At 71.1% G+C, this 25,600-nt stretch carries 27 protein-coding genes and 1 tRNA gene; 18 read left to right on the top strand and 10 right to left on the bottom strand.

Going from position 1 to position 25,600, the window contains the following annotated elements; all coding sequences use genetic code 11:
- The first annotated feature begins 175 nt into the window (after positions 1–175).
- The 7 genes from ACFV9M_RS38300 (at position 176) to xerC (ending at position 5,406) form a co-directional block, all read left to right on the top strand.
- Positions 176–484, top strand: a complete 309-nt coding sequence (locus ACFV9M_RS38300; protein WP_385078623.1) for a hypothetical protein — start codon at positions 176–178, stop codon at positions 482–484.
- A gap of 89 nt (positions 485–573) precedes the next feature.
- Positions 574–1,458: a hypothetical protein gene (locus ACFV9M_RS38295; RefSeq protein ID WP_385078620.1), complete on the top strand. Its 885-nt coding sequence runs from the start codon at positions 574–576 to the stop codon at positions 1,456–1,458.
- Positions 1,455–2,372 (top strand): bifunctional DNA primase/polymerase, encoded by a 918-nt coding sequence (locus ACFV9M_RS38290; RefSeq protein ID WP_385078617.1) that lies wholly within the window; start codon positions 1,455–1,457, stop codon positions 2,370–2,372. Before ACFV9M_RS38295 ends, ACFV9M_RS38290 begins: the two co-directional genes overlap by 4 nt.
- Positions 2,369–2,725 (top strand): hypothetical protein, encoded by a 357-nt coding sequence (locus ACFV9M_RS38285; protein WP_385078614.1) that lies wholly within the window; start codon positions 2,369–2,371, stop codon positions 2,723–2,725. Before ACFV9M_RS38290 ends, ACFV9M_RS38285 begins: the two co-directional genes overlap by 4 nt.
- Positions 2,722–3,879 carry a DUF3631 domain-containing protein gene (locus tag ACFV9M_RS38280; RefSeq protein ID WP_385078612.1) on the top strand — a complete coding sequence of 386 codons (1,158 nt, stop codon included), beginning with the start codon at positions 2,722–2,724 and terminating at the stop codon, positions 3,877–3,879. Before ACFV9M_RS38285 ends, ACFV9M_RS38280 begins: the two co-directional genes overlap by 4 nt.
- A 187-nt stretch (positions 3,880–4,066) precedes the next feature.
- Complete coding sequence (locus tag ACFV9M_RS38275) at positions 4,067–4,267, top strand: helix-turn-helix domain-containing protein (protein ID WP_385078609.1); 201 nt, start codon at positions 4,067–4,069, stop codon at positions 4,265–4,267.
- Entirely contained in the window at positions 4,267–5,406 is a 1,140-nt protein-coding gene (xerC, locus tag ACFV9M_RS38270) for a tyrosine recombinase XerC (RefSeq protein WP_385078606.1), read from the top strand. The genes ACFV9M_RS38275 and xerC overlap by 1 nt, the downstream gene beginning before the upstream one ends.
- Positions 5,407–5,484: 78 nt before the next feature.
- Here xerC and ACFV9M_RS38265 read toward each other — a convergent pair.
- Positions 5,485–5,557 (bottom strand) — tRNA-Thr (locus ACFV9M_RS38265).
- Between the two features lie 206 nt (positions 5,558–5,763).
- Here ACFV9M_RS38265 and ACFV9M_RS38260 point away from each other — a divergent pair.
- From ACFV9M_RS38260 to ACFV9M_RS38250, 3 genes are all read left to right on the top strand, one after another.
- Positions 5,764–6,852, top strand: coding sequence for an ABC transporter ATP-binding protein (locus ACFV9M_RS38260; RefSeq protein WP_385078604.1), 1,089 nt, complete (start codon positions 5,764–5,766; stop codon positions 6,850–6,852).
- A gap of 217 nt (positions 6,853–7,069) precedes the next feature.
- Positions 7,070–7,528 carry a hypothetical protein gene (locus ACFV9M_RS38255; RefSeq protein ID WP_385078643.1) on the top strand — a complete coding sequence of 153 codons (459 nt, stop codon included), beginning with the start codon at positions 7,070–7,072 and terminating at the stop codon, positions 7,526–7,528.
- 379 nt (positions 7,529–7,907) lie between these two features.
- Complete coding sequence (locus ACFV9M_RS38250) at positions 7,908–8,639, top strand: NDP-sugar synthase (RefSeq protein ID WP_385078601.1); 732 nt, start codon at positions 7,908–7,910, stop codon at positions 8,637–8,639.
- 114 nt (positions 8,640–8,753) lie between these two features.
- On the opposite strand, the gene ACFV9M_RS38245 is transcribed toward ACFV9M_RS38250, so the two are convergent.
- From ACFV9M_RS38245 to ACFV9M_RS38220, 6 genes are all read right to left on the bottom strand, one after another.
- The gene (locus tag ACFV9M_RS38245; protein WP_385078401.1) at positions 8,754–10,661 is read right to left on the bottom strand and encodes a DoxX family membrane protein; all 1,908 of its coding nucleotides are present in this window, start codon (positions 10,659–10,661) and stop codon (positions 8,754–8,756) included.
- Between the two features lie 123 nt (positions 10,662–10,784).
- Positions 10,785–11,726, bottom strand: coding sequence for a 23S rRNA (guanosine(2251)-2'-O)-methyltransferase RlmB (gene rlmB / locus ACFV9M_RS38240; protein WP_385078396.1), 942 nt, complete (start codon positions 11,724–11,726; stop codon positions 10,785–10,787).
- 98 nt (positions 11,727–11,824) lie between these two features.
- Positions 11,825–13,225, bottom strand: coding sequence for a cysteine--tRNA ligase (gene cysS, locus ACFV9M_RS38235; RefSeq protein ID WP_385078393.1), 1,401 nt, complete (start codon positions 13,223–13,225; stop codon positions 11,825–11,827).
- Positions 13,226–13,689: 464 nt separating this feature from the next.
- On the bottom strand, positions 13,690–14,187 hold the full coding sequence (ispF, locus tag ACFV9M_RS38230) for a 2-C-methyl-D-erythritol 2,4-cyclodiphosphate synthase (RefSeq protein WP_385078390.1): 498 nt from the start codon (positions 14,185–14,187) through the stop codon (positions 13,690–13,692).
- The gene (ispD, locus tag ACFV9M_RS38225) at positions 14,177–14,929 is read right to left on the bottom strand and encodes a 2-C-methyl-D-erythritol 4-phosphate cytidylyltransferase (protein ID WP_385078387.1); all 753 of its coding nucleotides are present in this window, start codon (positions 14,927–14,929) and stop codon (positions 14,177–14,179) included. Before ispD ends, ispF begins: the two co-directional genes overlap by 11 nt.
- A 306-nt stretch (positions 14,930–15,235) precedes the next feature.
- Positions 15,236–15,718, bottom strand: a complete 483-nt coding sequence (locus tag ACFV9M_RS38220; RefSeq protein ID WP_003953493.1) for a CarD family transcriptional regulator — start codon at positions 15,716–15,718, stop codon at positions 15,236–15,238.
- Positions 15,719–16,361: 643 nt separating this feature from the next.
- On the opposite strand from ACFV9M_RS38220, the gene ACFV9M_RS38215 reads away from it, so the two are divergent.
- Positions 16,362–17,033, top strand: a complete 672-nt coding sequence (locus ACFV9M_RS38215; protein ID WP_385078384.1) for a DUF461 domain-containing protein — start codon at positions 16,362–16,364, stop codon at positions 17,031–17,033.
- 134 nt (positions 17,034–17,167) lie between these two features.
- Here the strand turns inward: ACFV9M_RS38215 and ACFV9M_RS38210 are convergent, their stop codons facing one another.
- Both ACFV9M_RS38210 and ACFV9M_RS38205 read right to left on the bottom strand, forming a co-directional pair.
- The gene (locus ACFV9M_RS38210; protein WP_385078381.1) at positions 17,168–17,848 is read right to left on the bottom strand and encodes a response regulator; all 681 of its coding nucleotides are present in this window, start codon (positions 17,846–17,848) and stop codon (positions 17,168–17,170) included.
- The gene (locus ACFV9M_RS38205) at positions 17,845–19,182 is read right to left on the bottom strand and encodes a sensor histidine kinase (RefSeq protein WP_385078378.1); all 1,338 of its coding nucleotides are present in this window, start codon (positions 19,180–19,182) and stop codon (positions 17,845–17,847) included. The genes ACFV9M_RS38210 and ACFV9M_RS38205 overlap by 4 nt, the downstream gene beginning before the upstream one ends.
- 283 nt (positions 19,183–19,465) lie before the next feature.
- On the opposite strand from ACFV9M_RS38205, the gene phoU reads away from it, so the two are divergent.
- The 5 genes from phoU to ACFV9M_RS38180 all read left to right on the top strand — a co-directional run bounded on the left by phoU (position 19,466) and on the right by ACFV9M_RS38180 (position 22,788).
- Positions 19,466–20,158 (top strand): phosphate signaling complex protein PhoU, encoded by a 693-nt coding sequence (gene phoU, locus ACFV9M_RS38200; RefSeq protein ID WP_385078375.1) that lies wholly within the window; start codon positions 19,466–19,468, stop codon positions 20,156–20,158.
- 120 nt (positions 20,159–20,278) lie between these two features.
- Positions 20,279–20,437, top strand: coding sequence for a hypothetical protein (locus ACFV9M_RS38195; RefSeq protein ID WP_385078373.1), 159 nt, complete (start codon positions 20,279–20,281; stop codon positions 20,435–20,437).
- A gap of 106 nt (positions 20,438–20,543) precedes the next feature.
- The gene (locus ACFV9M_RS38190) at positions 20,544–21,287 is read left to right on the top strand and encodes a phosphotransferase (protein ID WP_385078370.1); all 744 of its coding nucleotides are present in this window, start codon (positions 20,544–20,546) and stop codon (positions 21,285–21,287) included.
- Between the two features lie 538 nt (positions 21,288–21,825).
- A complete protein-coding gene (locus tag ACFV9M_RS38185) occupies positions 21,826–22,002 on the top strand; it encodes a hypothetical protein (RefSeq protein ID WP_385078368.1) in 177 nt (58 codons plus the stop codon).
- A gap of 15 nt (positions 22,003–22,017) precedes the next feature.
- Entirely contained in the window at positions 22,018–22,788 is a 771-nt protein-coding gene (locus ACFV9M_RS38180) for a DUF2637 domain-containing protein (protein ID WP_385078365.1), read from the top strand.
- Between the two features lie 63 nt (positions 22,789–22,851).
- Here ACFV9M_RS38180 and ACFV9M_RS38175 read toward each other — a convergent pair whose 3' ends face one another.
- Positions 22,852–23,172, bottom strand: a complete 321-nt coding sequence (locus ACFV9M_RS38175; RefSeq protein ID WP_385078398.1) for a GYD domain-containing protein — start codon at positions 23,170–23,172, stop codon at positions 22,852–22,854.
- A gap of 224 nt (positions 23,173–23,396) precedes the next feature.
- Here ACFV9M_RS38175 and ACFV9M_RS38170 point away from each other — a divergent pair, with 224 nt between their 5' ends.
- The gene (locus ACFV9M_RS38170; protein WP_385078363.1) at positions 23,397–24,128 is read left to right on the top strand and encodes a ferritin-like domain-containing protein; all 732 of its coding nucleotides are present in this window, start codon (positions 23,397–23,399) and stop codon (positions 24,126–24,128) included.
- A 932-nt stretch (positions 24,129–25,060) separates the two neighbouring features.
- Positions 25,061–25,339, top strand: a complete 279-nt coding sequence (locus ACFV9M_RS38165) for a hypothetical protein (RefSeq protein WP_385078360.1) — start codon at positions 25,061–25,063, stop codon at positions 25,337–25,339.
- Positions 25,340–25,600: the final 261 nt, after the last annotated feature.

Here is a 25,600-nt window from a genome sequence, read left to right as displayed (position 1 = left end):
TGACACCCGTAACACCGTTACGGGCCCCTAACACCCAAACCCCTAGGCAGACCCGCTGTTACGCGCCCTCACACCGGCCCGTAACACCCCCTGACACCCCCGCCTAACACCCACCCGCACGGGCCCCGCGCCGCCTCTTGGTGCGGGCCCGCGGCACACCCCGAGGGGAGCACCGATGAACCAGCACACCCCGCCCGGAACCATCGCCCCGCACATCCCCGCCGACGCCTACCACCGCGCGCAGGCCACCGGACAGCCCGTCGTGATCGTCGTCAACGACACCCCGGCCGGCATCCCGTGGCGCCGGCTGCTCCTGCCGTTCGCCATCGCCGGCGCGACCGTGGCCGGCGGGTGGGGGCTGGTCGCCGCCGTCTGCTTCCTGCTCGACACCGCCGCCCACGCCTTCACCGTCATCGCGGGCGCCGCCGGACCCATCGGCGTCGGCGGCATCACGCTCAAGCTCGCCCGCGGCAAGCACCACTAGCTACGCCAAGGGCGACCCCCCAATTCCGCCAAGAACACGGGGTCGCCCTTGTCCAGCCAGCACCTCTCAAGGAACTGGAGACATCCAGCATGACGCAACCCACTGCCCTCCGGCGAGCCTTACCGCCGGCCACCCGCACCCCGCTCGCGGGAGCTCCCGCCACGAGCGGGATGCGGTTCTACCTCACGACCCATAAGCGGCACTGGATCAAGCTCACCGACGTGCCGCTGTTCCTGAAGTCCGAGCACTTCGCGGCCGCCGCCAAGCTCTACCCCGCGCGCGGTCCGTACGCGGTCGACTCCGGCGGTTTCACCGAACTCCAGCGCTACGGCCGCTGGACGCGCACGCCCCGCCAGTACGTGCAGGACCTGCGCCGCATCTGGGAAAGCGTCGGCCCATACGACTGGGCCGCCCCGCAGGACTGGATGTGTGAGGACCTCATCATCCACGGCGGCCGGGTCGGCAAGACCGTGTTCGCCGGCACCCACCTCAGCGTCGCCGAACACCAGCGGCGCACGGTGGACAACTTCCTCGAACTGCGCTCCCTCGCCCCCGACCTGCGCATCGCCCCCGTCCTCCAAGGCGACACCATCCCCGCCTACGAGCGGTGCGTGGAGCTGTACGAGAGGGCCGGCGTGGATCTGCGGGCCGAACCGGTCGTCGGGTTGGGGTCGGTGTGTCGGTTGCAGTCCACCCGCCAGGGCGCCGCGATCGTGACCGCCATGGCCGCACACGGCTTCAAGCTCCACGGCTTCGGCTTCAAGATCCTCGGTCTGGAACGCGTCGGGCACCTGCTGGCCTCCGCCGACTCCGCCGCCTGGAGCTCCCACGCCCGCCACCGTCCCCCGCTGCCCGGCCACACGCACAAGAACTGCGCCAACTGCATCGACTACGCCCTGCTCTGGCGCCAACGCGTCATCAACGCCATCCCCACACAGCACCAGATGCTGCTGACCGACCGGAGCGCGGCATGAACCATCCCTTCAACAAGCTGCGCACCCACATCCGACGGCCGCACCTGCTGAACGCCGCCCTGGCGGCCGCCGAACGCGGGTGGCACGTCTTCCCCCTGCGCCCCGGCACCAAGCGCCCCGCCCTGCACGGGGAAGCGTCATGCCCCGGCACCGGCCCGTGCGCGCAGGGGCACGCGAAGTGGGAGGAGCGCGCCACGACCGACCCCGACCGCATCCGCGCGGCCTGGTCACAGGCGCCGTTCAACGTCGGCATCGCCACCGGACCCTCCGGGCTGCTGGTCGTCGACCTGGACCGGCCCAAGGACAAGGGCAGTCCGGACGCGCCTGACGGCGCGACGACCTTTCAGGCGCTCTGCGAGCGCGCCGGCCACGCCGTCCCCACCACCTACCGCACCCGGACCGCGAGCGGCGGAGAACACCTGTACTTCACCGCCCCCGACGGCGTCCGGCTCACCAACACGGCAGGCACCCTGGCCCCGTTGGTCGACACCCGGGCGTGGGGCGGGTACGTCGTCGCCGCCGGCTCCGTCACCTTCACCGGAGCCTACGAGGCACTCTCCGGCCCTGAGACGGTCCCCCTGCCCGCATGGCTGCGCAGCGTGCTGCGGCCGGCTCCCAGGGCCGTGCTGGCGGCCGCGGGGCAGTCCCGCCGGTACGCGGACGTAGCGCTCGCCAGTGAGACGGCGAACGTGGCCGCGGCCGCCGTCGGCGCGCGGGAGTCGACGTTGTTCCGCGCGGCGCGCGCCCTGGGGCGGTTCGTCGCGTGGGGCGACCTCCCGCGGCACGTGGTGGAGCGGGCTCTTCAGGAGGCGGGGGAGGCGGCCGGCCTCACCGTCGCCGAGTGCCGCTCGACCCTGCGCAGTGCTCTGAACTGGTCGATTGCCCACAACCAGACCCGCCGGGAGACGGCGTGAACGCCCCCTCCCGCCCCCGCCTGAAGAGCATCACCCCCACCCCGGACGGCCCGCAGGCCGCTGCGCAGCCGGTGGACGCGACGGCCGTGGGCGAGCCGGAGGGCGCCGCCCGTAAGGGCGTCCTTTCTGCCCTTCGTTCTGACCCGCACCGCGGCGACGGCCGGTACCCCGTGGCATGGCTGCACATCGCCGCACCGCACGGCGCCACCCCCACCGCCACCTCCCGGTGCCTGTGCGGGTGGGACCACAGCGCCGTCGGCCACGGCCGCGTGCTCGCCCTGATCACCGCCCACACCGCGCACCGGGACGCCTGCCCGCTTCGCAACCCCCAGGAAGGAAGGGCAGCCGCATGACGCTCAACACCGCCGACGGCGCCGCGCTGCTGGACGAGGTGGAGGCCTTCCACCGCCGGTTCAACGTCTTCCCCACCGAGGCCGCCTACGTCGCCGTCACCCTGTGGGACGCGCACGCTCACCTGCTCGACGCGTTCGACTCCACCCCCCGGCTCGCGTTCCTCTCCCCGGAGCCGGGGTCGGGGAAGTCGCGGGCGCTGGAGGTGGTGGAGACCCTCGTGCCGCGCTCCATGGCCGCGGTGGACGCGTCCGCCGCCGCCCTGTTCCGGTCCGTGTCCGGGGTCGACGGCGGCCGGCCCACGATCCTGTTCGACGAGATCGACACGATCTTCGGCCCGAAAGCCGGGGACAACGAACAGCTCCGGGGGTTCATCAACGCCGGCCACACCCGCGGCAGGGTCATGTACCGGTGCGTCGGAGACGGAGCCAACCAGCAGGTACAGGGCTTCCCCTCGTACTGCGCCGTCGCCGTCGCCGGTCTCGGCAACCTCCCGGACACGATCATGACCCGGTCCGTGATCATCCGCATGCGCCGCCGCGCCAGGAACGAGACCGTGGAACAGTTCCGCACCCGCATCCACGTGCGGGAGGGCAACCACCTGCGGGACCGTCTGGCCAAGTGGACCGAAGCCGTTCAGGAACAGGTCACGGACGCGTTCCCGGAGATGCCCGACGGCGTGGCCGACCGGCCCGCGGACGTGTGGGAACCGCTGCTCGCCGTCGCGGACGCCGCCGGCGGTGACTGGCCTAAGCGGGCGCGGGAAGCCTGCACGGCCCTGGTCAAAGCCTCGCAGGTCAACGACAAGGGCAGCATCGGAATCCGGCTGCTCACCGACCTGCGCGACCACGTTCTGAGCGGCATCGACCGCCTTCCCACCGTCGCGATCCTCGACCGGCTCAACGCCCTCGACGACGCCCCGTGGGCCGACTTCAACGGCAAGCCGCTCGACTCCCGCCGGCTCTCCCGGATGCTCTCCGAGTACGTCACCGCCGACGGCGACCCCGTCACCTCCCGCAACATCAAGACCGGCGGAAGCGTCCTCAAGGGCTACTACGCGACCGACCTGCACGACGCCTGGCAGCGCTACTGCCCCCCGCCCCCGCCCCCGCCAAGTCCGCTACTCCCGCTACCCGAGGGCGAAAACCAGCACTGACCTGCACGGATCCGGTAGCGGGTACCGCCCCCGCGACCCGCTACCGGACCCCGCCCTATCCGCTACCGCTACCCCCTCCCGCTACCCCTTACAGGGCTCTGACCTGCAAGGAAGCGGAAGTAGCGCAGGTAGCGGACTTTCCAGAAGGGGGCCGACGCAGGCCCCGCCCCCTCACGGAGGTTCCGACGTGCTCGCCCTCGTCCCGACCGAGCCCAAAGCCCTCACCGTCCCGGAAGCCATGACCGCGCTGAAGCTCAGCCGCAGCAAGCTCTACGACCTGATCCGCTCCAAGCAGCTCCCCAGCTACACGTCCGGCCGCGCCCGCCGCATCCCGGTCGACGCCGTACTCCGCTACATGCAGGACCGACTTGAGGAGAACGCAGCCTGATGGCACCCCGGAAGAGGAACCCGAACGGCGCCGGCAGCATCTGGCAGCGCAAGGACGGCCGGTTCGAGGCGCGCGTCTACGTCCCTCAGCCCGACGGCACCCGCAAGCGCAAGACGGTCTACGGCGCCACCTGGGAGGAGTGCGACGAGAAGCGGCAGGAGCTGGTGCGCCGCGACCGGCAGGGCATCCCGACGCCGTCCCGGTCGGCGAAGCTCTCCGAGTGGCTGCCGTACTGGCTGGAGGAGTACGTCAAGCCGCACCGGAAGCGCACGACGTACGTGAAGTACGAGATGCACACGCGGCTCTACCTCGTACCGCTGCTGGGCAGTCGCCGTCTGGAGTCGCTCACCACGGCGAACGTCCGGCAGATGCTCTCGAAGGTCACCGCGCAGGCCTCAGCGGCGACCGCGAAGGAGGCGCACCGCGTGCTGCGCACGGCCATCACCGCCGCATGCCGTGACGAACTGATCAGCCGCAACGTCGTGCAGTTGGTCCCCGCTCCCCGAGTCGAGCCGCGTGAGCTGCACCCCTGGTCGCTGGACGAGACGCTGACGTTCCTGGAGGCCGCCCGAACCGACCCGCTCTATACGGCGTTCGTTCTCGCGGTCGCCCTCGGTCTTCGTCGGGGGGAGATCCTCGGGTTGCAGTGGAAGGACGTCGACCTCGACCGACGCACCCTCACCGTGCGGACGACGCTGCACCGTGGGGGCAAAGAGCTGTACCTGGACACGACGAAGAACCGGCGAGCGCGGGTGATCCCCATTCCGACGATGTGCGTGGCGCCGCTCCGGTGGCAGCGTCTGCGGCAGGCGGAGCGGCGCGCGGCGGCCGGCGCGGACTGGCACGAGAGCGACCACGTGTTCACGACGCGCAGCGGCCGGCCGATCGAGCCGCGGAACCTCTACCGGTCGTTCCTACGCATCTCGGAGACCGCAGGTCTGCCGCAGGTGCGCCTGCACGACACCCGCCACGGCTGCGCGTCCCTGCTCTTCGCCGCCGGCGTCGCGCCCCGCACCGTCATGGAGATCCTTGGGCACTCCCAGATCGCGGTGACGATGAACGTCTACACGCACGTGAGCGACGACCACCGCCGAGAGGCCATGGGCCACATGGACCGACTGCTGAAGCGGCGCCGTTAACGGGGACTGCCGTCAAGAACTGCCGTCAACGCCCTCACGGTCCCAGACCGTGAGGGCGTTGTCCCTGCTCAAACACAGAGCCCCCTGTCGGACTCGAACCGACGACCTTCGCTTTACAAGAGCGGTGCTCTACCAGCTGAGCTAAGGAGGCGTGCACACAGGTGCCCGTGCAGTGTACCCAGCCCACGGGGGTGCCCCGTCGAAAATTTCCGCGAAGTTCACATCGCCCCGGGTACTGACAGATCAGGCGAACGCCAGGTACGGTCCTGAACCAGTTCACCCGTGTGGACTACACCAACCACCTTCCTACAACGGATCGTCCGGCACGTTCCTGCCGGTAGAAGGGGGCCCATCACCATGGCCACTGTCACGTTCGACAAGGCGACCCGCGTTTACCCGGGTTCCACCAAGCCCGCCGTCGACGCGCTCGACATCGAGATCGCGGACGGCGAGTTCCTCGTCCTGGTCGGCCCGTCCGGCTGCGGCAAGTCCACCTCGCTCCGGATGCTCGCCGGTCTCGAGGACGTCAACGGCGGCGCCATCCGCATCGGCGACCGCGACGTCACCCACCTGCCGCCCAAGGACCGGGACATCGCCATGGTGTTCCAGAACTACGCGCTCTACCCGCACATGACGGTCGCCGACAACATGGGCTTCGCGCTCAAGATCGCCGGCGTCAACAAGGCGGAGATCCGGCAGAAGGTCGAGGAGGCCGCGAAGATCCTCGACCTCACCGAGTACCTGGACCGCAAGCCGAAGGCCCTCTCCGGTGGTCAGCGCCAGCGTGTCGCGATGGGCCGTGCCATCGTGCGTGAGCCGCAGGTCTTCCTCATGGACGAGCCGCTGTCCAACCTCGACGCCAAGCTCCGCGTGTCGACGCGTACGCAGATCGCCTCGCTCCAGCGCCGCCTCGGCATCACCACCGTCTACGTCACCCACGACCAGGTCGAGGCCCTGACGATGGGCGACCGCGTGGCGGTCCTCAAGGACGGTCTGCTCCAGCAGGTCGACACCCCGCGCAACATGTACGACCGCCCCGCGAACCTCTTCGTGGCCGGCTTCATCGGCTCCCCGGCGATGAACCTCGTCGAGGTCCCGATCGCCGACGGCGGCGTGAAGTTCGGCAACTCGGTGGTGCCGGTGCAGCGTGACGCGCTCTCCGCCGCCACCGACAAGACGGTCACCGTCGGTGTCCGCCCCGAGCACTTCGACGTGGCCGGCGCCGACTCCGACCAGGGCGTCGCGGTCACCGTGAACGTGGTCGAGGAGCTCGGCTCCGACGCGTTCGTCTACGGCACCGCCCACGTCGGCGGCGAGGAGAAGGACCTGGTAGTGCGCGTCGGCGGCCGTGACGTCCCGGAGAAGGGCAGCACGCTGCACGTCGTCCCGCGCGCGGGCGAGACCCACGTGTTCTCGACCTCCACGGGCGCGCGCCTCTCCGACTGAGGACACACCACGGGGTGAACCCCCGGTTTGACGAGAAGGGCCCCGCGGACCGCCGCGGGGCCCTTCTCGTCGTGGTCGAAGACCCCGCACACCGGACGATTCCGGCAGCACGCGTCAACCCCTTACCCAAAAAGAGGCACTGCCTCATCCCCCGACCGAGTGACGCGATGTCGCCACACCGTTACCCCGCGCTACCCTCACACGCGTGAAGCACTCCGTGAAGCACTCCAGCACCCCACAGACGCGACGCGGCCGGGGCCCCGCCCGGCGGATCGGCCGCTCCCTCGCCCTCGTCCTGCCCGTCGTCATGGTGCTCTCGGGGACCCTCGCGGTCACCCGGGTCAACTGGACGGGGAACCCCTCCTCCGACTCGGTGCTCACCGCCGCCGACGTCTCCACCGCGCACCGCGCCGCGCAGGGCGCCGCCAAGGCCCCGCAGGACGTCCTGCGCGACCGGCTGCTGACCGAGCTGCACGAGACGGACCCGGGCGTCGCCCTGACCCACCTCCAGGCAGCGGTGAACGGCAAGCCGTCCCTCGCGAAGCACTGCGCCGACATCGCCCGCGCCCTCGGCCGCGCCGCCGTCCGCGTCTACGGCCCCTCCCGCGCCCAGTCCTACTCCCGCCCCGTCTGCGACACCTCCTTCGCCTCGGGCGTCCTGGCGGCACACAGCTAGGCACCCCTGCGGGCCCTGGCGGGTACGCCGCCGGGGTCCTGGTCCGATGAGCCAGGCCGGCGGGCCATCGGTGCGTCGGCGCTGCGGTCTGGGGCCTGGTGCCTGGTGCCTGGTGCCTGGTGCTTGGTGCCGGGTGCCTGGTGCTTGGTGCTTGGTGCCTGGTGCCTGGTGCCTGGTGCCTTGTGCCTGGTGCCTTGTGCCTTGTGCCTGGGGAGCGTCGGTGCCCTGGCGTGAGGCCTGGGGGGCGTCGGTGCTGCCCCGCCGCACACCCCGCGCCCAGGCCCCTGCCCCCACACCCCGTGTCCAGGCCCACCCCGGGCGCCGTCGGCCGCCCGGGGGACCCGCACGCCCCCGAAAGGGTGCCGCGTACAGTGCGGGCATGACCCATCCGCACGCCGCGTCCCGCCCCACGCAAGCCGTCGTCCTGGCCGGTGGCCAGGGGTCCCGGCTGCGCCCCTACACCGACGACCGGCCCAAGCCGATGGTCGAGATTCCCGGGACGGGTACGCCGATCATCGGGCACCAGCTCGGCTGGCTCGCCGAGGAGGGCGTGACGGACGTCGTCGTCTCCTGCGGCCACCTCGCCGACGTTCTGCAGAACTGGCTGGACTCCGCCGATCTCCCCGTGAAGGTCACCACGGTCATCGAGAGCGAGCCCCTCGGCCGCGGCGGCGGCCTGAAGTACGCGGCCGCCCGCCTCCCCCATCCCGACCGGCCCTGGTACGCCACGAACGGCGACATCTGGACCCGCTTCTCGCTGCGCGACATGGCGGACTTCCACACCGAGCGCGACGCCGTCGCGACCCTCGCGCTGGCCCGGCCGCGCATCCCGTGGGGCGCCGTGCAGACGGACGGCTTCGGTCACATCACCGACTTCATCGAGGCCCCGCCCACGACGTACGAGATCAACGCGGGCGTCTACGTGTTCTCCCCCGGGTTCGCCGACCTGCTCCCCGAGCGCGGCGACCACGAGCGGACCACGTTCCCGCACCTGGCCCGCGAACGCCGCCTGGCCGGTTTCCCGATCCCGCAGGGCGCCTACTGGCGCGCGATCGACACCGCGAAGGACCTCACGGAGGCCGCGAGGGAACTGGCGGCGCTCGGCCGCTGACCAAGCCGCCCCCAACGGTGCCGCTGACCAAGCCGCCCGCAACGGTCATGACGACGGGGTCCCGCGCGTGAGATACGCGCGGGACCCCGTCGTCGTGGGGACGAGTGGCTCGTCCTAGCCGCCCAGGAGGCCGCCCACCAGGCCGGGCCGGCCGGAGGAGGGGGAACCGCCGTCCTCGGAGCCGCCGGTCGAGCCGCCGCCGGAGCCGGTGGACCCGCCGGAGGTGGGCCCGGAGCTGGTGCTGGGCGCCTGCTCGACGGGGGTGAACTCCTGCGGCGGGGCTTCACCGGCGGTGCCCTGGGTCTGGCTGGGCGCGCCGGTGGCCGCGCTCTCGGTGTCCCGGGTGGCGCCCGGAGCGGACTCCTCGTCCTGCGTCGGCGCCTGCGAGGTGGCGTCGTCCTGCGGGGGCGCGGTGGACGCGGACGGCTTCCCGCCCGGCCGCGGCCGGCCGGACTCCTCGGGGAGCGGGGAGCCGGGCAGCTCGTTGCGCGGGGCCTCGCCCGGGCCGGGCACGACCACCCGGTCGGCGTCGCGGACGGCGCCACCGAGCAGGGAGCCCACGAGCAGGGTGAGTCCGACGACGATCGCGGTGACGAGGGCGCCGCGGCGCAGGACGTAGCGGCGCAGGTCCCACAGGTCGGCGCGCGGGCCCAGCCGGCGCCACGCGCTGCCGGCGAGCCGGCCGTCGATGGAGTAGACGGGGGCGCCGGCGATGATCAGCGGCGACCAGGCGGCGAGGTAGATGATGTCCGGGGTCTCGTAGACCGGGACGGTCTTCCAGCTGACGGTGACGAGGAGCGCGGCGGAGAGCGTCGCGCCGCCGACGGCGGCGACCCGCTGCCAGCAGCCCAGGACCGTGAGGACGCCCACGACGACCTGGAGGAAGGCGATGACCAGCCCGGAGCCGACGGGGTGGTGCAGGGCGAACTGGCGCAGCGGCTCGGCGACCTCCCACGGGTGCAGGGTGTTGAGCCACTTCACCATGGAGCCGCGCTCGCCGCCGTCGAAGTAGACGGGGTCGCACAGCTTGCCCATGCCGGCGTAGACGGAGATGAAGCCGAGCAGGACACGCAGCGGGAGCAGGACCACGCCGAGGTTCATCCGGCGGCCCGGGAAGTAGGCGTGCCGGGCGGGGTCCTCGCCGTGCCGCCGGGACCGCGGGCCGGCCTGCGCCGCGGCGGCTTCGCCGAAGTCCTCGAAGCCGTCACCCTCGAAGCCGTCGCCCCTGAAGGCGTCGCCCCTGAAACCGTCGCCCTCGAAGCCGCTGTCCTGGAACCCGCTGTCCTCGAACCCGCTGTCGGCGTGACCGGACCGGCCGTGAGCGGACCGGCCGTGACCGGGTCGACCCCGCCCGGACCGGCCGTGACCGGATCGGCCGTGACCGGGCCGGCTCCGGCCGAGCTCGTCGTATCCGGCTTCGCCGTAGTCGGGGGTGCCGTATCCGGGGTCGTCGTAGGCGGGTTCGTCGTAGGCGCTGCCCACGGTGCGCATCTGCGGCAGGATCCGCTGTTCGCCGGCGCCGGGCGCGCGCGGGGGGCCGACGACCGGGGTCTCGAGGGTCTGCGCGGTGAGGTCGTCGCCGTAGCCCTCGCCGACGCCGACGCGGGGAATGACCTGGGTGGCGCCGGCATCGGCGGCGGGCGCGTCGCCGTGGCCGACGCTGCCCGCGCGTACGGCCTGGAGGAGACGGTGCGCACCGGTGTCGTCCGGGGCCGACCTGCCGCTCCAGACGACGGGCCGGCGTCGGGACCCGGCGGCCGGAGCGGCCGGGGCCGCCGTGCCCGTTCTGCCCGCCGCCGCGACGACGGGGATGCGCGCGGTGTCCTGGGTGGCGCTCAGGTGCCGGGCGATCCGGGGGGATTGGCCGCGCCGTGCCGACGCGCCCAACTGCACGCGGAAGCTCGCGTGACTGACGATGATCTGCGCCGGATCGCTCGGCACCTTCACCATGCTCAGCGCGGGAGCGTCGTCGAATCCCGACGAGCGGTCCCCCGTGGGTGTGCGGGGTGTTCTGGTGTCCACACTCATCTAACCGAGTGACGTGTGATTAGGACACTGCTTTGACCCGCCGGATCTGTCCGGACCCCGTCAAGGTTGTCCCGCACGCCGGAATTAACCCGTTCAGGTGAACCGGCGGACGGGCGTTCAGCCCCTTCGGCGCGCCGCCTCGTACAGCACGATGCCCGCGGCCACACCGGCGTTGAGCGATTCCGCGCCGCCCGGCATCGGGATCCGTGCCCGGAAGTCGCAGGTCTCGCCGACCAGTCGGGACAGTCCCTTGCCCTCGCTGCCGACGACGATGACGACCGGCCCCTGCAGGGCAGGCAGTTCACCGATCTCCGACTCGCCGTCGGCCGCGAGGCCGACGACCACGACGCCGGCCTTCTTGTAGGCCTCCAGCGCGCGGGTGAGGTTGGTGGCGCGGGCGACCGGGGTGCGGGCCGCGGTGCCCGCCGAGGTCTTCCAGGCGCCGGCCGTCATACCGGCCGCGCGGCGCTCGGGCACCACGACGCCGTGACCGCCGAAGGCGGAGACGGACCGGACGACGGCACCGAGGTTGCGCGGGTCGGTCACCCCGTCGAGGGCGACGAGCAGCGGGTCCTCGCCCTCGTCGGCGGCCGCGTCGAGGAGGTCCTCGGGGTGGGCGTACTCGTAGGGCGGGACCTGGAGGACGAGGCCCTGGTGGTTGAGGCCGTTGGTCATGCGGTCCAGCTCGGGGCGCGGCGCCTCCATGAGGTTGATGCCGCCGCGCTCGGCCGCGAGTTGCAGCGCCTCGCGGACCCGCTCGTCGTTGTCGATGAACTGCTGGACGTAGAGCGTGGACGCGGGCACGCCCTCGCGCAGCGCCTCGACGACCGGGTTGCGGCCGACGACCAGCTCGGACGCCGACCGGCCGCCGCGGCCGCGCGGCGCGGGACGGCGCGCGGTCTGCTTCGCCTTGGCGGTGGCGAGGCGGTTCTTCTTGTGTCCCTTGCGCATCTCGGCGGGCGGGGTCGGGCCCTTGCCCTCCAGGCCCCGGCGTCGCTGGCCGCCGCTGCCGACCTGCGCGCCCTTCTTGCCGGACATGCGGCGGTTGTTGGCTGCCATGACCTACCCGTCTGTCGTGCGGTGTGTGTGCGTACGTAATGCAGTGTGCCGCCCGGACACCCGGGCGGCACAATCGATCAAGAATCGATCAGGTTCGCTCAGCGCGGGCCGAGCGACCAGCGCGGTCCCTGCGGGCTGTCCTCGATGACGAGCCCCGACTGGTTGAGCTGGTCGCGGATGGCGTCCGCGGTCGCCCAGTCCTTGCGGGCCCGCGCCGCCTCCCGCTGGTCCAGGACGAGGCGTACGAGGCTGTCGACGACGCCGTGCAGGTCCTCGCCCCGGTCGTCCTCCCCGGCCCAGTGCGGGTCGAGGGGGTCCAGGCCGAGGACGCCGAGCATGGCGCGGACCTCGGCGAGGCGGGCCACGGCGGCTTCCTTGTCGTCGGCGGCCAGCGCGCTGTTGCCCTGCCGGACGGTGGTGTGCACGACGGCGAGCGCCTGCGGGACGCCCAGGTCGTCGTCCATCGCCTCGGCGAAGGCGGGCGGTACGTCGGCGGACGGCTCGACGACTCCCCCGGCCTTCTCGACGACGCGCTGCACGAAGCCCTCGATCCGCGCGAACGCCGACTCGGCCTCGCGCAGCGACTCCTCGCTGTACTCGATCATCGAGCGGTAGTGGGGCGTGCCCAGGTAGTACCGGAGCACGATGGGCCGCCACTGCTTGACCATCTCGGACACCAGCACCGAGTTGCCCAGCGACTTGGACATCTTCTCGCCGCTCATGGTGACCCAGGCGTTGTGCACCCAGTACCGCGCGAAGTCGTCGCCGTAGCCCTTGGCCTGGGCGATCTCGTTCTCGTGGTGCGGGAAGATCAGGTCGAGGCCGCCGCCGTGGATGTCGAAGGCGCTGCCCAGGTACTTGTGCGCCATCGCCGAGCACTCCAGGTGCCAGCCGGGCCGGCCGCGCCCCCACGGGGTCTCCCAGCTCGGCTCGCCGGGCTTGGCCGCCTTCCACATCGCGAAGTCGCGGGGGTCCCGCTTGCCGGTCTCGCCGTCGCCGGAGGGCTGGAGCAGGTTGTCCAGCTCCTGGTTGGACAGCCGGAGGTACTCGGGGAAGGAGCGCACGTCGAAGTAGACGTTGCCGTCGGCCTCGTAGGCGTGGCCGCGCTCGATGAGACCGCGCATCATCTCGATCATCTCGGGCACGTGTCCGGTCGCCCGCGGCTCGTACGTCGGCGGGAGGCAGCCGAGCGCCTGGTAGCCGTCGTTGAACGCCCGCTCGTTCTCGTACCCGATGGACCACCAGGGGCGGCCCTGCTCGTGGGACTTGCTGATGATCTTGTCGTCGATGTCGGTGACGTTGCGGACGAACGTGACGTCGTAGCCGCGGTGGGCGAACCAGCGGCGCATGATGTCGAAGTTGAGGCCCGAGCGGATGTGCCCGATGTGCGGGGCGGCCTGCACGGTGGCACCACAGAGGTAGATCGAGACACAACCCGGCGTGAGCGGGGTGAAGTCACGGATCTGCCGGGCGCTGGTGTCGTACAGGCGAATCGTCACCACTCCAGGGTAGTGGGCGTGGGGCGGTGCCCCGCGCCCTTCCGCCCCAAGGCAGCACATTCGTGCCGCGGCGCTTCGTCCGGCGGTACGGCCGGCGCCGGCCAGCGTCCGCGGTCGGCCGTCGGCGGTGCCGGCCACCGGCTGCTAGCGGGTGCCGGCCACCGGCTGCCGGCGGGTGCCGGCGAGCGGCCGTCGGCGGGTGCCCGCGACCGGCTGCCGGCGGGTGTCGGCAACCGGGCGTCGGCGGGTGTCGGCCACCGGCCGTCAGGGGGTGCGCGCCACCGGGTGCCGGCGGGTGGGCGCCAGCGGCCGTCAGCAGGTGCTCGCAACCGGCTGCCGACGAGTGCCCGCCCCCGGCCTCCGGCAGGTGTCCGCAACCGGCTGCCGGCGGGTGCCCGCCCCCGGCCGTCGGCCGGTGCCGGCGGGTGGCGGCCATCGACCGTCAGGGGGCGCGCAGCCGACCGTCAGCGGGTGCGTGCCACCAGCGCCGTCGCGACGGCCATCAGGCCCTCGTCCCGGCCGGGGAAGCCGAGCCCGTCGGTCGTCGCGCCCGACACCGAGACGGGGGCGCCCGCCGCCGCCGTCAGGACCTTCTGCGCCTCGTCGCGCCGCTTGCCGATCTTCGGCCGGGGGCCGACCACCTGGACGGCGATGTTGCCGATGGCGAAGCCGGCCTCGCGGACGATCCGGGCGGCCTCGGTGAGCAGGGTCACCCCGGAGGCGCCGGACCACTCGGGCCGGCCGGTGCCGAAGTGCTGTCCCAGGTCGCCGAGTCCGGCGGCGGAGAACAGCGCGTTGCAGGCGGCGTGCGCGACGACGTCGGCGTCGGAGTGTCCGGCCAGTCCGGGCCCTTCGCCCTCCCACTTCAGGCCGGCGCACCACAGTTCGCGGCCGTCCTCGAAGGCGTGGATGTCGGTGCCGATGCCGACCTGGGGGAGCGTCAGGGGCGCGTCAGAAGCCATCGTTGAGCCTCCTGCGGGCCAGGACCGCCTCGGCGAGGACCAGGTCGAGCGGGCGGGTGACCTTGAAGGCCTCCTCGTGGCCGGGGACGACCACGACGGTCGGGCCGAGCCGCTCGACCATGCTCGCGTCGTCGGTGACGTCCCCGCCGACCGTCTCGTGGGCGCGGACGAGGGTGGCCCGGTCGAAGCCCTGCGGGGTCTGCACGGCGCGCAGGCGGGCGCGCTCGGGGGTGGCGACGACCGGCTCGGGGTCCCCCGGGGCGGCGGCCGGCTCGACCTCCTTGACGGTGTCGGCGAGCGGCAGCGCCGGGACGACGGCCGGGGCGCCCTCGCGGACCGCCTCGATCACGGCGTCGACGGTGTCGACGGGGACCAGGGGGCGGGCGGCGTCGTGCACCAGGACGATCTCGTAGCCGGGCGGCAGCGCGTCCAGGCCGAGCCTGACCGATTCCTGCCGGCTCTCACCGCCGGGGACGACGAGGAAGTCGGTCCGGTCGGGCAGCGCGTGCGCGTCGAGCAGCGACTTGACCTCGGCGGTGCCGTCCGGCGGCGCCACGACGACCACGAGGGAGACGGCGCGGGAGGCGGCGAGGGCGCGCACCGCGTGGATCAGCATGGGGGTCCCACCCAGCGTGCGGAGCGCTTTGGGGGCGCCCGGGCCGAGGCGTACGCCCCGACCGGCGGCCGGAATCACCGCGGCCGTGCGGGTGGGGGCGGGGGCGGGAAGCGAATCGTCAGACATCGGTTCCTGTCAGGTTTGTGTGCTCGCCATACGTGGGTACGGACACAGCGTGCCGGGCGCGACGCCTTGACCGGACCCTTCCGTGACGCGCCGGTCGAGCCAGCTGCCCGGGCCCGGCACGCACAGGGTCGGGGGTTCGTCCCCCGAGGGGACCGAGGCGTACGGCGTCAGAACGCGACATGCCGCAGCGCCCGGCGACAGGAGATACGTCATCGGGCACCGCGGCATTTCAGTGTGCTGAGCCTGCTGTGCTGAGCCTGAACTGAGCGCTGAGCCTGTACTGAGCCGAGGCCGGCTGCGTCGGCGTCAGGACGCGAGGACCTCGTCGAGAAGCGCCTCGGCCTTGTCCTCGTTCGTGTTCTCCGCGAGGGCGAGCTCGCTCACCAGGATCTGGCGGGCCTTGGCGAGCATGCGCTTCTCGCCGGCGGAGAGTCCGCGCTCGCGCTCACGACGCCACAGGTCACGCACGACTTCCGCGACCTTGATGACATCGCCGGAGGCGAGCTTCTCGAGATTTGCCTTGTAGCGACGCGACCAGTTCGTGGGCTCCTCGGCGTACGGCGCGCGCAGCACCTCGAAGACCCGGTCCAGCCCGTCCTGACCGACCACATCACGCACGCCGACGAACTCCGCATTGTCCGCTGGCACACGTACCGTCAGGTCACCCTGGGCGACCTTCAGCACCAAGTAGGTCTTGTCCACGCCTTTGATCTGGCGAGTTTCGATGGCCTCGATCAGCGCGGCCCCGTGATGGGGATAGACCACGGTGTCGCCAACCTTGAACGTCATGTGACAGGTACCCCTTCCGTGGCTATCCAGGGTAACACGGAAACGACGGTTCCTGAATGGCGTTTTCGCAGGTCAGGGCATATCTCGGGGCTTGACAACAGCAACAGGAACGTGCTGCGGGCGGCCGGTGGAAGCAGGTATTCGCAGGTCGGAGCGGCTGTCCAAGGGGGGCGAAACACGCACGTCACACACATCCGGAGGCCATCCCGAACGGCCGAACATCCCCATATGTCCGGTTCCAGACGTGCGACTTCCGCTACTCCGTTCGGTGCCCGGAGGCGGATCCACGCCGTTTCCGGAATTGATCACACCATCGGCCGAACAGCGGGTGATCAATTTCCCGGGCGGCCCCGCATTCCGCCCCGGAAAATCCGCCCGTCCCGGTGAGCGGCGCTTATGTGAATGGAGGACGACGTCCGGGCGATCGAGAAGAAGCCAATGTGACTCACGGGTCACTTGTGGGTGCTGTGACCGGAGGGGCGTCAGGCCCGCCGTGGCGGCCATCGGGGCCCTGGAGCACGCTAGAGGCGGGTCGGGTGCGGCGGCGTGGGGACGGCTCGGTAACCTAAGGCACGCTGACAGACCCTTAGGGCGGCTTTATTGAGGTGAGCTGCCCGTGCGTTTTCAAGGAGTTGCCGCCGCCGTGAGCAGCAGCCTTCGACGCGGCGCCCTCGCCGCCTCCGCCCTCGCGTTCTCGATCGCCACGCTCGCCGCCTGCGGCGCCGGCAACGACGCCCAGACGCTGGAGATCAAGCCGGACAACGCCGCCACCACCGTCGGCGACATCAAGCTGCAGAACGTCGTCGTCATCACCCAGCCCGACCCGGAGTCGACGGGCCCGGCCGCGGTCTCGGCGACCGTCTTCAACAGCAGCGACACCGCGCAGACGCTGGAGTCGATCACCGTCGAGGGTGTCGACGAGCCGGTGGAGATCAAGCCCGCCGAGGGGGACGGCGAGCTGACCGTCCCGGCCGGCGGCTCGGTCGTCATCGGCGGCGCGGACAACGCCTCCGCCGTCCTTCCCGGCGGCAGCGAGTCGGTCCGGGACGGCGACGCCCAGAAGGTCACCTTCACCTTCAGCGAGACCGGCGAGGTCAGCCTGCGCGCCTTCGTCGTCCCCGCCGAGAGCTACTTCACCGAGTGGGGTCCGAGCGAGGTCCCGACCGCCCCGGAGTCCGCCACCGCGACCCCGTCCGGCGAGGCGTCGGCGTCCGAGTCGCCGGCCGAGGGCGCCGCGGAGGGCTCGACCGAGTCTCCCGCCGCCGCCGAGTCGGCCGACGCGAGCGCCTCGGAGTCGGCCGCCGCGGAGCACTGAGCGCCGCAGCGCCCCTGACGGCCGATATCGCAGATCAGCCACTCCTACAGCACAGCTTGCGGCTTCGGCCCACGACGTCAACTCACGGCTACGGCTACGGCTACGGCTACAGCGCTTACAGCTACGGCTTCGGCTTACGGCTCGAACTTGTAGCCGAGTCCGCGGACGGTCACCAGGTAGCGGGGCGCGCCCGGGTCCGGTTCGATCTTGGCGCGCAGGCGCTTGACGTGGACGTCGAGGGTCTTGGTGTCACCGACGTAGTCGGCTCCCCACACCCGGTCGATGAGCTGCATGCGGGTCAGGACGCGGCCCGCGTTGCGCAGGAGCATCTCCAGCAGGTCGAACTCCTTGAGCGGCAGGTCGACCTTCGAGCCCGAGACGGTGACGACGTGCCGGTCGACGTCCATCCGGACCGGCCCGGCCTCCAGGGCCGCCGGGGTGACCTCCTCCGGTTCCCCGCGGCGGCGCAGCACGGCCCGGATCCGGGCGACCAGCTCGCGCGAGGAGAACGGCTTGGTGACGTAGTCATCGGCTCCTATCTCCAGGCCGACGACCTTGTCGATCTCGCTGTCCTTGGCGGTCACCATGATCACGGGAACGTTGGAGCGGCTGCGCAGCTGCCTGCACACCTCCGTGCCGGGCAGCCCCGGCAGCATGAGGTCGAGCAGGACGAGGTCGGCGCCGTTGCGCTCGAACTCGTCGAGTCCGTCGGGCCCTGTGGTCGCGACGGCGACCTCGAAGCCCTCCTTGCGGAGCATGTACGACAGGGCGTCGGAGAAGGACTCCTCGTCCTCGACGACGAGCACTCGGGTCACGGAAGGACCTCCGGGGCGGAAAGCGTGTGGTACGCGGTGGAGTCGGGGGATGGGTCGGCGGGGATTCCTCCGGCGGGCCCGCCCTCGGCCGCGGTGTCGTACGCGTCGAGGTCGGGGTGCTGGTGGGCGCGGTCACGGACGGCGCCCGCCTCCGGCAGCCGGAGTGTGAACGTGGAGCCCTGTCCCTCGGCGCTCCACACCGTGACCTCCCCGCCGTGCGAGGCGGCCACGTGTTTGACGATGGCGAGTCCGAGGCCCGTGCCGCCGGTGGCACGGGAACGGGCCGGGTCGACACGGTAGAAGCGCTCGAAGATGCGCTCCTTGTCCTTGTCGGAGATGCCGATGCCCTGGTCGGTCACGGCGATCTCGATCAGGTCCCCACCGGGTGCGGCCACCCGGCGGGCGGCGATGCCGACGCGGGTGCGGGCGGGTGAGTAGTTGACGGCGTTCTCGACCAGGTTGCCGAGGGCGGCGGCGAGCTGCCCGCGGTTGCCCCACAGGCGCAGCCGGGCGGTGTCCGTCCGGCGTCCGCCCTCGGGCGACGGCTCCTCGGGTTCCTGGATCGCGGCGGCCATGGTGATCTGCTTGGTGCCCGCCTGGTGGCGGCAGCGGTCGATGGCCTCGGCGACGAGCTCGTCGACGCTGACCGGTTCGGCGTCCTCGAGGGGATCGTCGTTCTGGACGCGGGAGAGGTCGATGAGCTCCTGCACCAGGTTGGTCAGCCGGGTCGCCTCGATCTGCATCCGGCCGGCGAAGCGCTGCACCGCCTCCGGGTCGTCGGAGGCGTCCATGACAGCCTCGGAGAGCAGGGAGAGCGCGCCGACCGGGGTCTTCAGCTCGTGGCTCACGTTCGCGACGAAGTCGCGCCGTACGGCCTCGATGCGCCGGGCCTCGGTGAGGTCCTCGACGAGGAGGAGGACCAGCCGGGAGCCCAGCGGCGCCACGCGGGCGGAGACCGCGAGCGCCTCGCCGCGTCCGGTGCCGCGCCGGGGCAGGTCCAGCTCGACCTGGCGTATCTCGCCGTCCCGTCTGGTGTCCCGCGCCATCTGGAGCATGGGCTCCACGGCGAGCTCACCGCCGCGGACGAGCCCGAGGGCGTACGCGGCGGAGCTGGCCTTGACGACGGCGTCGGCCTCGTCGAGGACGACGGCCGAGGAACGGAGGACGGAGAGGACGGTGTCCACGCCCGGCGGCAGCACGGGATCGGTGTGCAAGGAGGTCCTGGTGGGTCGGTTCTGGTCGCGTTCGCTCCAACGGAACGCCAGCATGGCGATGACACCGGTGAGCACCCCGGCGATCGCTGCCGCTGCGGCGACCGCCGCGTTCACGTCCATGCGTCCAGGTTAGGCATGCGATCCGCCCCGGCCACAGCCATCGAGGTCGGACCTCGAACACTCGTCGCCCAGAGTTCACCTTGGAGCCAGGGGTGGTTCATTTGGGGTGACGGAAACCGACGCGTACGGGGCGGACCGTGGCACCGTGGGGTTGACGGCGCCGGGTGCCCCGAACCTGAATTCCAATATTCCGACATCACGACATCGCGACTTGCGACATCGCGACCTTGCGACATCGTGACCTTGCGAAGCCCCGGAAGAACGAGTACGAGAGGAACCCCTGATGCGGGACGCGTACCACGAGGAACTTGACTCGATCGGCGACAGTCTGGTGGAGATGGCCCGGCTGGTCGGGTCGGCCGTCGGGCGCGCCACGACCGCCATCCTCGACGCCGATCTGAAGCTGGCCGAGAGCGTGATCGAGGCCGACCAGAAGATCGACGAACTGCAGCACGACCTGGAGGCCCGGGCCATCGCGCTGCTGGCGCGGCAGCAGCCGGTGGCGACCGACCTGCGGATCGTCGTCACGTCGCTGCGCATGTCGGCCGACCTGGAGCGCTCCGGCGACCTCGCCCAGCACGTGGCGAAGCTGGCGCGGCTGCGCTTCCCCGAGCGGGCGGTGCCGCGGGACCTGCACGCCACCATCCTGGAGATGGGCCAGCTCGCGCAGCGCCTCATGGCCAAGGCGGCCGAGGTGATCATCACGAAGGACGTCGACCTCGCGCTCCAGCTGGAGACGGACGACGACGCGATGGACCTCCTGCACCGCACGCTCTTCCAGCACCTCATCGACGAGCGCTGGAAGCACGGCATCGAGACCGCCGTGGACGTCACCCTCCTCGGCCGCTACTACGAGCGCTTCGCCGACCACGCGGTCGCGGTCGCCAAGCGGGTCGTGTTCCTGGTGACGGGCGAGCACGCGGACGAGTTCCAGCCGGACCTGCCGAACGAGATCCAGCCGGTCGAGGGGGCGTAGGCGAGCCCTCGGGGGCGTTCGAAGCCGCCGGGGGCGCGGGGAAGCCCCCATGCGCCGTTGATGCGCCGGACACAACGGGCATGGAATGGGCACAGGCGCCCTAGCCTCCAGGAGGAACCCATGGCCGAAGCCCCCAGCACCTCCACCCCCGACCCCACCCAGGACCATCCGACCGAACAGCCCGTCGCCGTCCGGAACCTGATGCTGATCGGCGCGTGCGGCTGCGGCTCGGGATGCGGCTGCGGCTGCCAGTCGGGCAATCCCTGCCAGTGCGGCTGAGGTCGACGCCTCACCGCCGGACGGGACCTACGGGAGAGGGGCCGGGCGCACCGGCGCCGGGCCCCTCCCTCGCCCCCGGGCGCGGGAGGGCGGGCAGGATGAGGCGATGACCGAGTCGTCGTTGCCCGGAGGTTTCGTCAACACCGTCGTCCGGGTCGGGGACACGGTGCGCCGTCCGGCATCCGCACGGACGCCGTACGTCAGTGACCTGCTCAGATTCCTGGAGACCGCGGGCTGGGACGGAGCGCCCCGCCATCTCGGCGTGGACGAGCACGGCCGGGAGATCCTCAGCCATCTCGACGGGCACGTGGCCTGGGAACCGCGGCAGCCCGCCGCCGTCTCGTCGGACGCGAGCATGGTGGCGGTGGCCCGGCTCGTGCGCGCGTTCCACGATCTGACGGCCGGCTCGGCGCCGGCCGGGGACCGGGAGGTCGTCTGCCACAACGACCTGTCGCCCAGGAACACGGTCTACCGACCGGTCGGTGGCGCACTGCGACCGGTGGCGTTCATCGACTGGGACCTCGCGGCGCCGGGCGAACGGATCCACGACGTCGCCCACGTCTGCTGGCAGTACCTCGGCCTCGGCCCGTCCGTGGCCGACGCGGCGGAGGCGGCCCGGCGCATGAGGCTGATCGCCGACGGCTACGGGATGGGGCGGGGGCACAGGCGCGAGCTGGTGTCCACGGTGCTGTGGTGGCAGGACCGCTGTTGGCGCGGCATCCGGGAAATGGCCGACGCGGGGGACACCGCGATGCGGCGGCTCCGTGACGCCGGGGTGGTCACGGAGGTGCGGACGGCGTACCGGTGGGTGTCCGATCACCGGGACGTGCTGGAGAGGGCATTGGAGTGAGCCTCGGCCGTACCCCCTGAGAGCGGCCCGCTGCGCCGCGGCGGACGGTGGTCGCCGGTCCCCGGTCGAGCCCGGTCCCACGGCCTGGAGACCGCCCGGCGGAGAACGGCGGAGGACGGCGAGGGCCGTAGTGGTCAGGTGGTCAGGTGGCGCTGGTGAAGGTGGCGCACCTGGTCCACCTGCTGTTCGTGTTGGCCGGGTCACCCTTCACGAGCACCCACCTCTGCCTCTGCCCTCACCATCACCTCTGCCTACTGACGGCGAATCCTATTTACTGGCCAAGAGATTTGAGAGACAACCCGCTCGACCCATAACGTGCGGATTGAGATGCGGATGAAATTAATCAAGAACGCTCTCCCCAACATTTTCCGCACGCCAGGGTCACTCATTTGCCGCGCATCTGGAGGAGAGGGAGCGGCGTTAGCGGGATATGGCGAAAGCAGCAAGGTTCCATGACTTGCCTCACCGCGGCGTGAGGAAGGATAATCTGCCTGCGACCCGTGATGTGACAGCGGGAAAATACACTTACACGTCTGGTGTGGCACTGTCAGCACGTGAGGGCGGCGCCTTGCACGGGAACGGCGCGCGGGTCGAACTCCAGGTCACCGAGTCACTGCTCCGCGAGTTCCTCGTACTGCTGGAGGCGGCGCAGGAGGAACTCAATCAGCGGTGGAACGGCCAGGAGAAATCCGGCTGCCGCGCGGACCGTGCGTGACGGGAGCGGATTTCCATGAATCACGATTATGCAGATCCTTCCTTTGTACGGCATGAATGGTATTCCGATTCATATCCCTATGGGTCCGGCACCGGTCGCCACGGCAGCCCTGTCGATTCCCTGAACCCCGGGGATCCGCTGGCGCCCCCCGACTCGGGCTGGGACCCGGTCGAGGAACTCGCCTATCTCCTGCAAGAGGCTGTTCCGGCGGAGCAGGCGGCCATGGTGCCGCCGCCTCGCGGCGAGTCGCCGGCCGGTGCCGACTTCGCCGACCCGATGGAGAACCTGGCGCAGATCACCGCCCAGTTGCCGCCCATCCGACGTTCTTCCACCGGGCACCGGAAGATGCGAGTGCGGAAGCTGCGACTCAAGTGGATGCAGACCGGCAGCCTTGTCATCGTCGCGTTCGTTTCCGTCATCGTGGCGATGGTCAGCGTCTTCTGTGGCGTGGTGGCCTACGGGCCGCTGCAGAGCATCACGTCCGGTACGAAGAGCGGGCTGATTCCCTGGTGGCCTCTTCTGGTGTACGGCCCCTGGACGGTGGCCTCCCTCTCCATCCTGCGAACCGCCTTGCATCAGCGCCGGGCTTTCAATTCATGGTTCATCGTCCTGCTGTTTTCCTCCGTCGCCATGATGCTGTGCGTGGCTCAGGCCGAAAGGACCTTCACCGGTATCGCCGGAGCCGCCCTCCCCGCCCTCGCATGCCTGGCGTGCCTCCAGCAACTCGTCCGGCAGATCACCCTGACCCTGCCACCGCGCAAGGGCAAACCCCGACACCGCCAGTAATGAACGACCTCATGCCCGCGGAGCCGTCCGTATGCGCCTCCTTCTCGTCCGGGATTCGGGGACTCACGTACCGGGGGCTCGGAAGGTGACCTGCCGGCGGGCGGCCTGATCGATCTCGTCGAGAGTGAGGAGAGGGGTGGCCCGGGTGTGGAGGGCTCCGCCGGCCTTGACGGTGAGGCTGACGGCGGCCATGGAGACCGGGTCGGGGAAGTCGACGATGAGCACGATGTCGTCCTCCCCGAAGGCGAAGTACATGGCCTCGACCTGCCCGCCGAGGCCGGTGACGACCTGCTCGACAGCGGCACGGCGACCACTCCCGCCTTCCTTCAGCAGCCCCTTGGTGCCCTCCGGCGTGTAGGTGGCCTGGATGAGGAACTTCGGCACAGGCATGCCTCCTGCCCATCGTTTGTCCGGTGTGCCATGACCTTCCCGCTGTCGCACCGGACGCTGCGTGTCGACCCGCTGGATTCACTCGTTGGAACCCGCGCCCCCTCCGCTGACCGATGTCTGTGGAGGAACTGCGTTGTCCGGCGGCGGCGGAACGGTTCGGCGTCCGCCCGCGTCGTCCCTCTCCGGGGCATGGCCGTGTCCCGGAGAGGGGAGACCGGGTGCGTACGGGCGACTTCGCCAAGTGGACGAGGCGGTTCGAGGACGAGGCCGAGCGCAGGCGCGCCCAGGGCGATCCGGACTGGGGGCAGGGCGCGACGCTGCATCCGAGGGTGTGGGCCGGCATCCAGCGCTTCCAGGTCGGCGAGGACGGTGACGGCGCCAACCTCGTCGGCAAAGCGGACCGGGCCGGCGACCCCGACTACGCGCAGGCGGTCCGGCTCTTCGTCGCCGAGGAGCAGAACCACGCCCGTCTCCTTGCCCGGCTGCTGGCCGCGGGGGGCATACCGACGCTGACCGGGCACTGGAGCGACTCGGTCTTCGTACGGCTGCGGCGGCTCATGGGCCTGCGCATGGAACTGCTGGTGCTGATGATCGCGGAAGTCGTGGCGCTGCGTTATTACCGGGCCCTGCGCGAGGGCACCGACGACCCGCTCACCGCGGACGTGGCGGGACGGATCCTGTCCGACGAGCAGCGTCACGTCCCGTTCCACTGCGAGCGGCTGCACGCCTCCCTGGCGGAGCTGCCCCGGGCGGTGCGCCGCCCGGTGATGGCCGTGTGGCGGCTTCTCCTGCTCGCGGTCTCCCTCGTCGTCGCCGCCGACCACGGTCCGGCCCTGCGCCGACTCGGCATCGGGCGCCTGCACTTCGTCACCGATGTCATGGCCTCGTCCCGCACGGTGGTGTCCGCGGTGCTGGCACCCCGCCCGGACACAGGGACGAGCGCGGACTGACGGCCCCCCGCCGCGCCCCGCCCCACCAAAAGCCCCCGCCCTGCCAAGAAACAGCAGGTCGGGGGCTTACCGGTGTCGCGTTACTTCTTCTTGCCCTGGGTCTTGTCGGGGATCTTGGTGAGCTGGGTTTTTGCAGGTCGGGCGCGGTGGGCTCGCGCGACTGGTGGTCGTCGTTGGTCGTCATTGGCCACTGTCGAGCAACCTCGGACGGCCCAGGGACGGCCCAGCCCTGTCCGGCGCGGGGGCGTTCGGCTGGCTGACGGCTGGGCGCCCTCGACGCGGTCCGTCTGATCCTCAGCCGACGACAGCCCGCCACGACGGTGGGTCAGCCGACCGACCAGGCGCGCGTATGCCTCGCTGCACCCCCACAATCCTCAACCACGCTGCTGGTACCGTCGACCAGAGTAAGCCGCGACGGCCGGCCCGTGACGACGGTGATGAGCCCTCAGCTTGGGAAGCTTGGGTCTCTTGGCGGGGGTTGCCGCGCTGACCTGCGGCGGAATGGAGTTGGGGCCCCGTCGCACCCGTGGCCACTCCCCGCTGTTCCCCGTGATTCTCCGCACGATCTGGCACGCGAGTGGCACGGTCTCTTCGCCTCGAATGTTCCGAGCGGAGTTGGGTCCCGGAGTGTCTGAGCCTCAGCCGACGACAGTCAGCCACGACGGCGGGGGCGCCGCCGATCAGGCGCGCGTGTGCCTCGCTGCACCCCCACCGGCCTCAGCCACGCTGCCATGCCGTCGACCAGAGCAAGCCGCGTCGGCAGAAGCGTGGCGATGAGAGCTTGGGTGAGGACCTCTTGGTCCCGGAGCAACCTGTGTGGGCGCTCGACCTTGGCCCAGTGCGCTTCTCACCTGCGGCGACAGTCCGTCGGGCTTCGCGGTTGTCCGCCATTGTGCGCCGGCGGTGTCGTAGGGCTCGGCTAAGTTGCACGCATGACTGACAGGGATCCACTTGTGCCAGCACTCGCCGGCCTGCTCGTCGACGTCGTGTGGTGGCTGGAGAGCTGCGGGGACGAGGAAGTGGATCCCGACTCCGCGGTGAAGATGATGGAGAGCGTGGGCTGGATGCTCCTGCAACTGCCCTCAGACCAACGCCAACGGCTCTTGGAGGTGCTCGCGGACCTGGCCGAAAGGGAGCAAGATCCTGCACGGCGCGAGTTCCTAGAGTCGTTTCCCTTCGCGATAGGCATGACCGAGAAGCAAGAGGAATGAAATGAGCTGGCTGCAGCCCCTGTTCAGCCACAACTAACCTCCGGCGGCCGTGACCTGCGTCCGCCTTATCGATCAACGCGCTGACCTGCTGCCGAGCTGTCAGCACCTGTCGACGTTGGTCACCATTGAGTGCCCTTCCACGGCCCGAGGACGGCCCGGGAGGGCGCTTAGACGTCGTCTCATTTGGAGTGCTGGGTAGTCTGCACCGTGTGGTGATGGTCGAGCGCATGGTGCCGGACGAGTTGTGGGAGCTGTTCCAGC

It is taken from the genome of Streptomyces sp. NPDC059895, assembly GCF_042731035.1.
Lineage (GTDB): Bacteria > Actinomycetota > Actinomycetes > Streptomycetales > Streptomycetaceae > Streptomyces.
This window is presented reverse-complemented; position numbering and strand designations above follow the sequence as displayed.

What these genes read in the sequence shown, in the direction of transcription:
- ACFV9M_RS38220 (WP_003953493.1), bottom strand. Translation starts at nt 15,718, where the DNA reads ATGACGTTCAAGGTTGGCGACACCGTGGTCTATCCCCATCACGGGGCC.
- rlmB (WP_385078396.1), bottom strand. Translation starts at nt 11,726, where the DNA reads ATGGCAGCCAACAACCGCCGCATGTCCGGCAAGAAGGGCGCGCAGGTC.
- ACFV9M_RS38280 (WP_385078612.1), top strand. Translation starts at nt 2,722, where the DNA reads ATGACGCTCAACACCGCCGACGGCGCCGCGCTGCTGGACGAGGTGGAG.
- phoU (WP_385078375.1), top strand. Translation starts at nt 19,466, where the DNA reads ATGCGGGACGCGTACCACGAGGAACTTGACTCGATCGGCGACAGTCTG.
- ACFV9M_RS38295 (WP_385078620.1), top strand. Translation starts at nt 574, where the DNA reads ATGACGCAACCCACTGCCCTCCGGCGAGCCTTACCGCCGGCCACCCGC.
- ispD (WP_385078387.1), bottom strand. Translation starts at nt 14,929, where the DNA reads ATGTCTGACGATTCGCTTCCCGCCCCCGCCCCCACCCGCACGGCCGCG.
- ACFV9M_RS38250 (WP_385078601.1), top strand. Translation starts at nt 7,908, where the DNA reads ATGACCCATCCGCACGCCGCGTCCCGCCCCACGCAAGCCGTCGTCCTG.
- ACFV9M_RS38165 (WP_385078360.1), top strand. Translation starts at nt 25,061, where the DNA reads ATGACTGACAGGGATCCACTTGTGCCAGCACTCGCCGGCCTGCTCGTC.
- ACFV9M_RS38195 (WP_385078373.1), top strand. Translation starts at nt 20,279, where the DNA reads ATGGCCGAAGCCCCCAGCACCTCCACCCCCGACCCCACCCAGGACCAT.
- ACFV9M_RS38260 (WP_385078604.1), top strand. Translation starts at nt 5,764, where the DNA reads ATGGCCACTGTCACGTTCGACAAGGCGACCCGCGTTTACCCGGGTTCC.
- ACFV9M_RS38180 (WP_385078365.1), top strand. Translation starts at nt 22,018, where the DNA reads ATGAATCACGATTATGCAGATCCTTCCTTTGTACGGCATGAATGGTAT.
- ACFV9M_RS38190 (WP_385078370.1), top strand. Translation starts at nt 20,544, where the DNA reads ATGACCGAGTCGTCGTTGCCCGGAGGTTTCGTCAACACCGTCGTCCGG.
- ACFV9M_RS38205 (WP_385078378.1), bottom strand. Translation starts at nt 19,182, where the DNA reads ATGGACGTGAACGCGGCGGTCGCCGCAGCGGCAGCGATCGCCGGGGTG.
- xerC (WP_385078606.1), top strand. Translation starts at nt 4,267, where the DNA reads ATGGCACCCCGGAAGAGGAACCCGAACGGCGCCGGCAGCATCTGGCAG.
- ACFV9M_RS38290 (WP_385078617.1), top strand. Translation starts at nt 1,455, where the DNA reads ATGAACCATCCCTTCAACAAGCTGCGCACCCACATCCGACGGCCGCAC.
- ACFV9M_RS38300 (WP_385078623.1), top strand. Translation starts at nt 176, where the DNA reads ATGAACCAGCACACCCCGCCCGGAACCATCGCCCCGCACATCCCCGCC.
- ispF (WP_385078390.1), bottom strand. Translation starts at nt 14,187, where the DNA reads ATGGCTTCTGACGCGCCCCTGACGCTCCCCCAGGTCGGCATCGGCACC.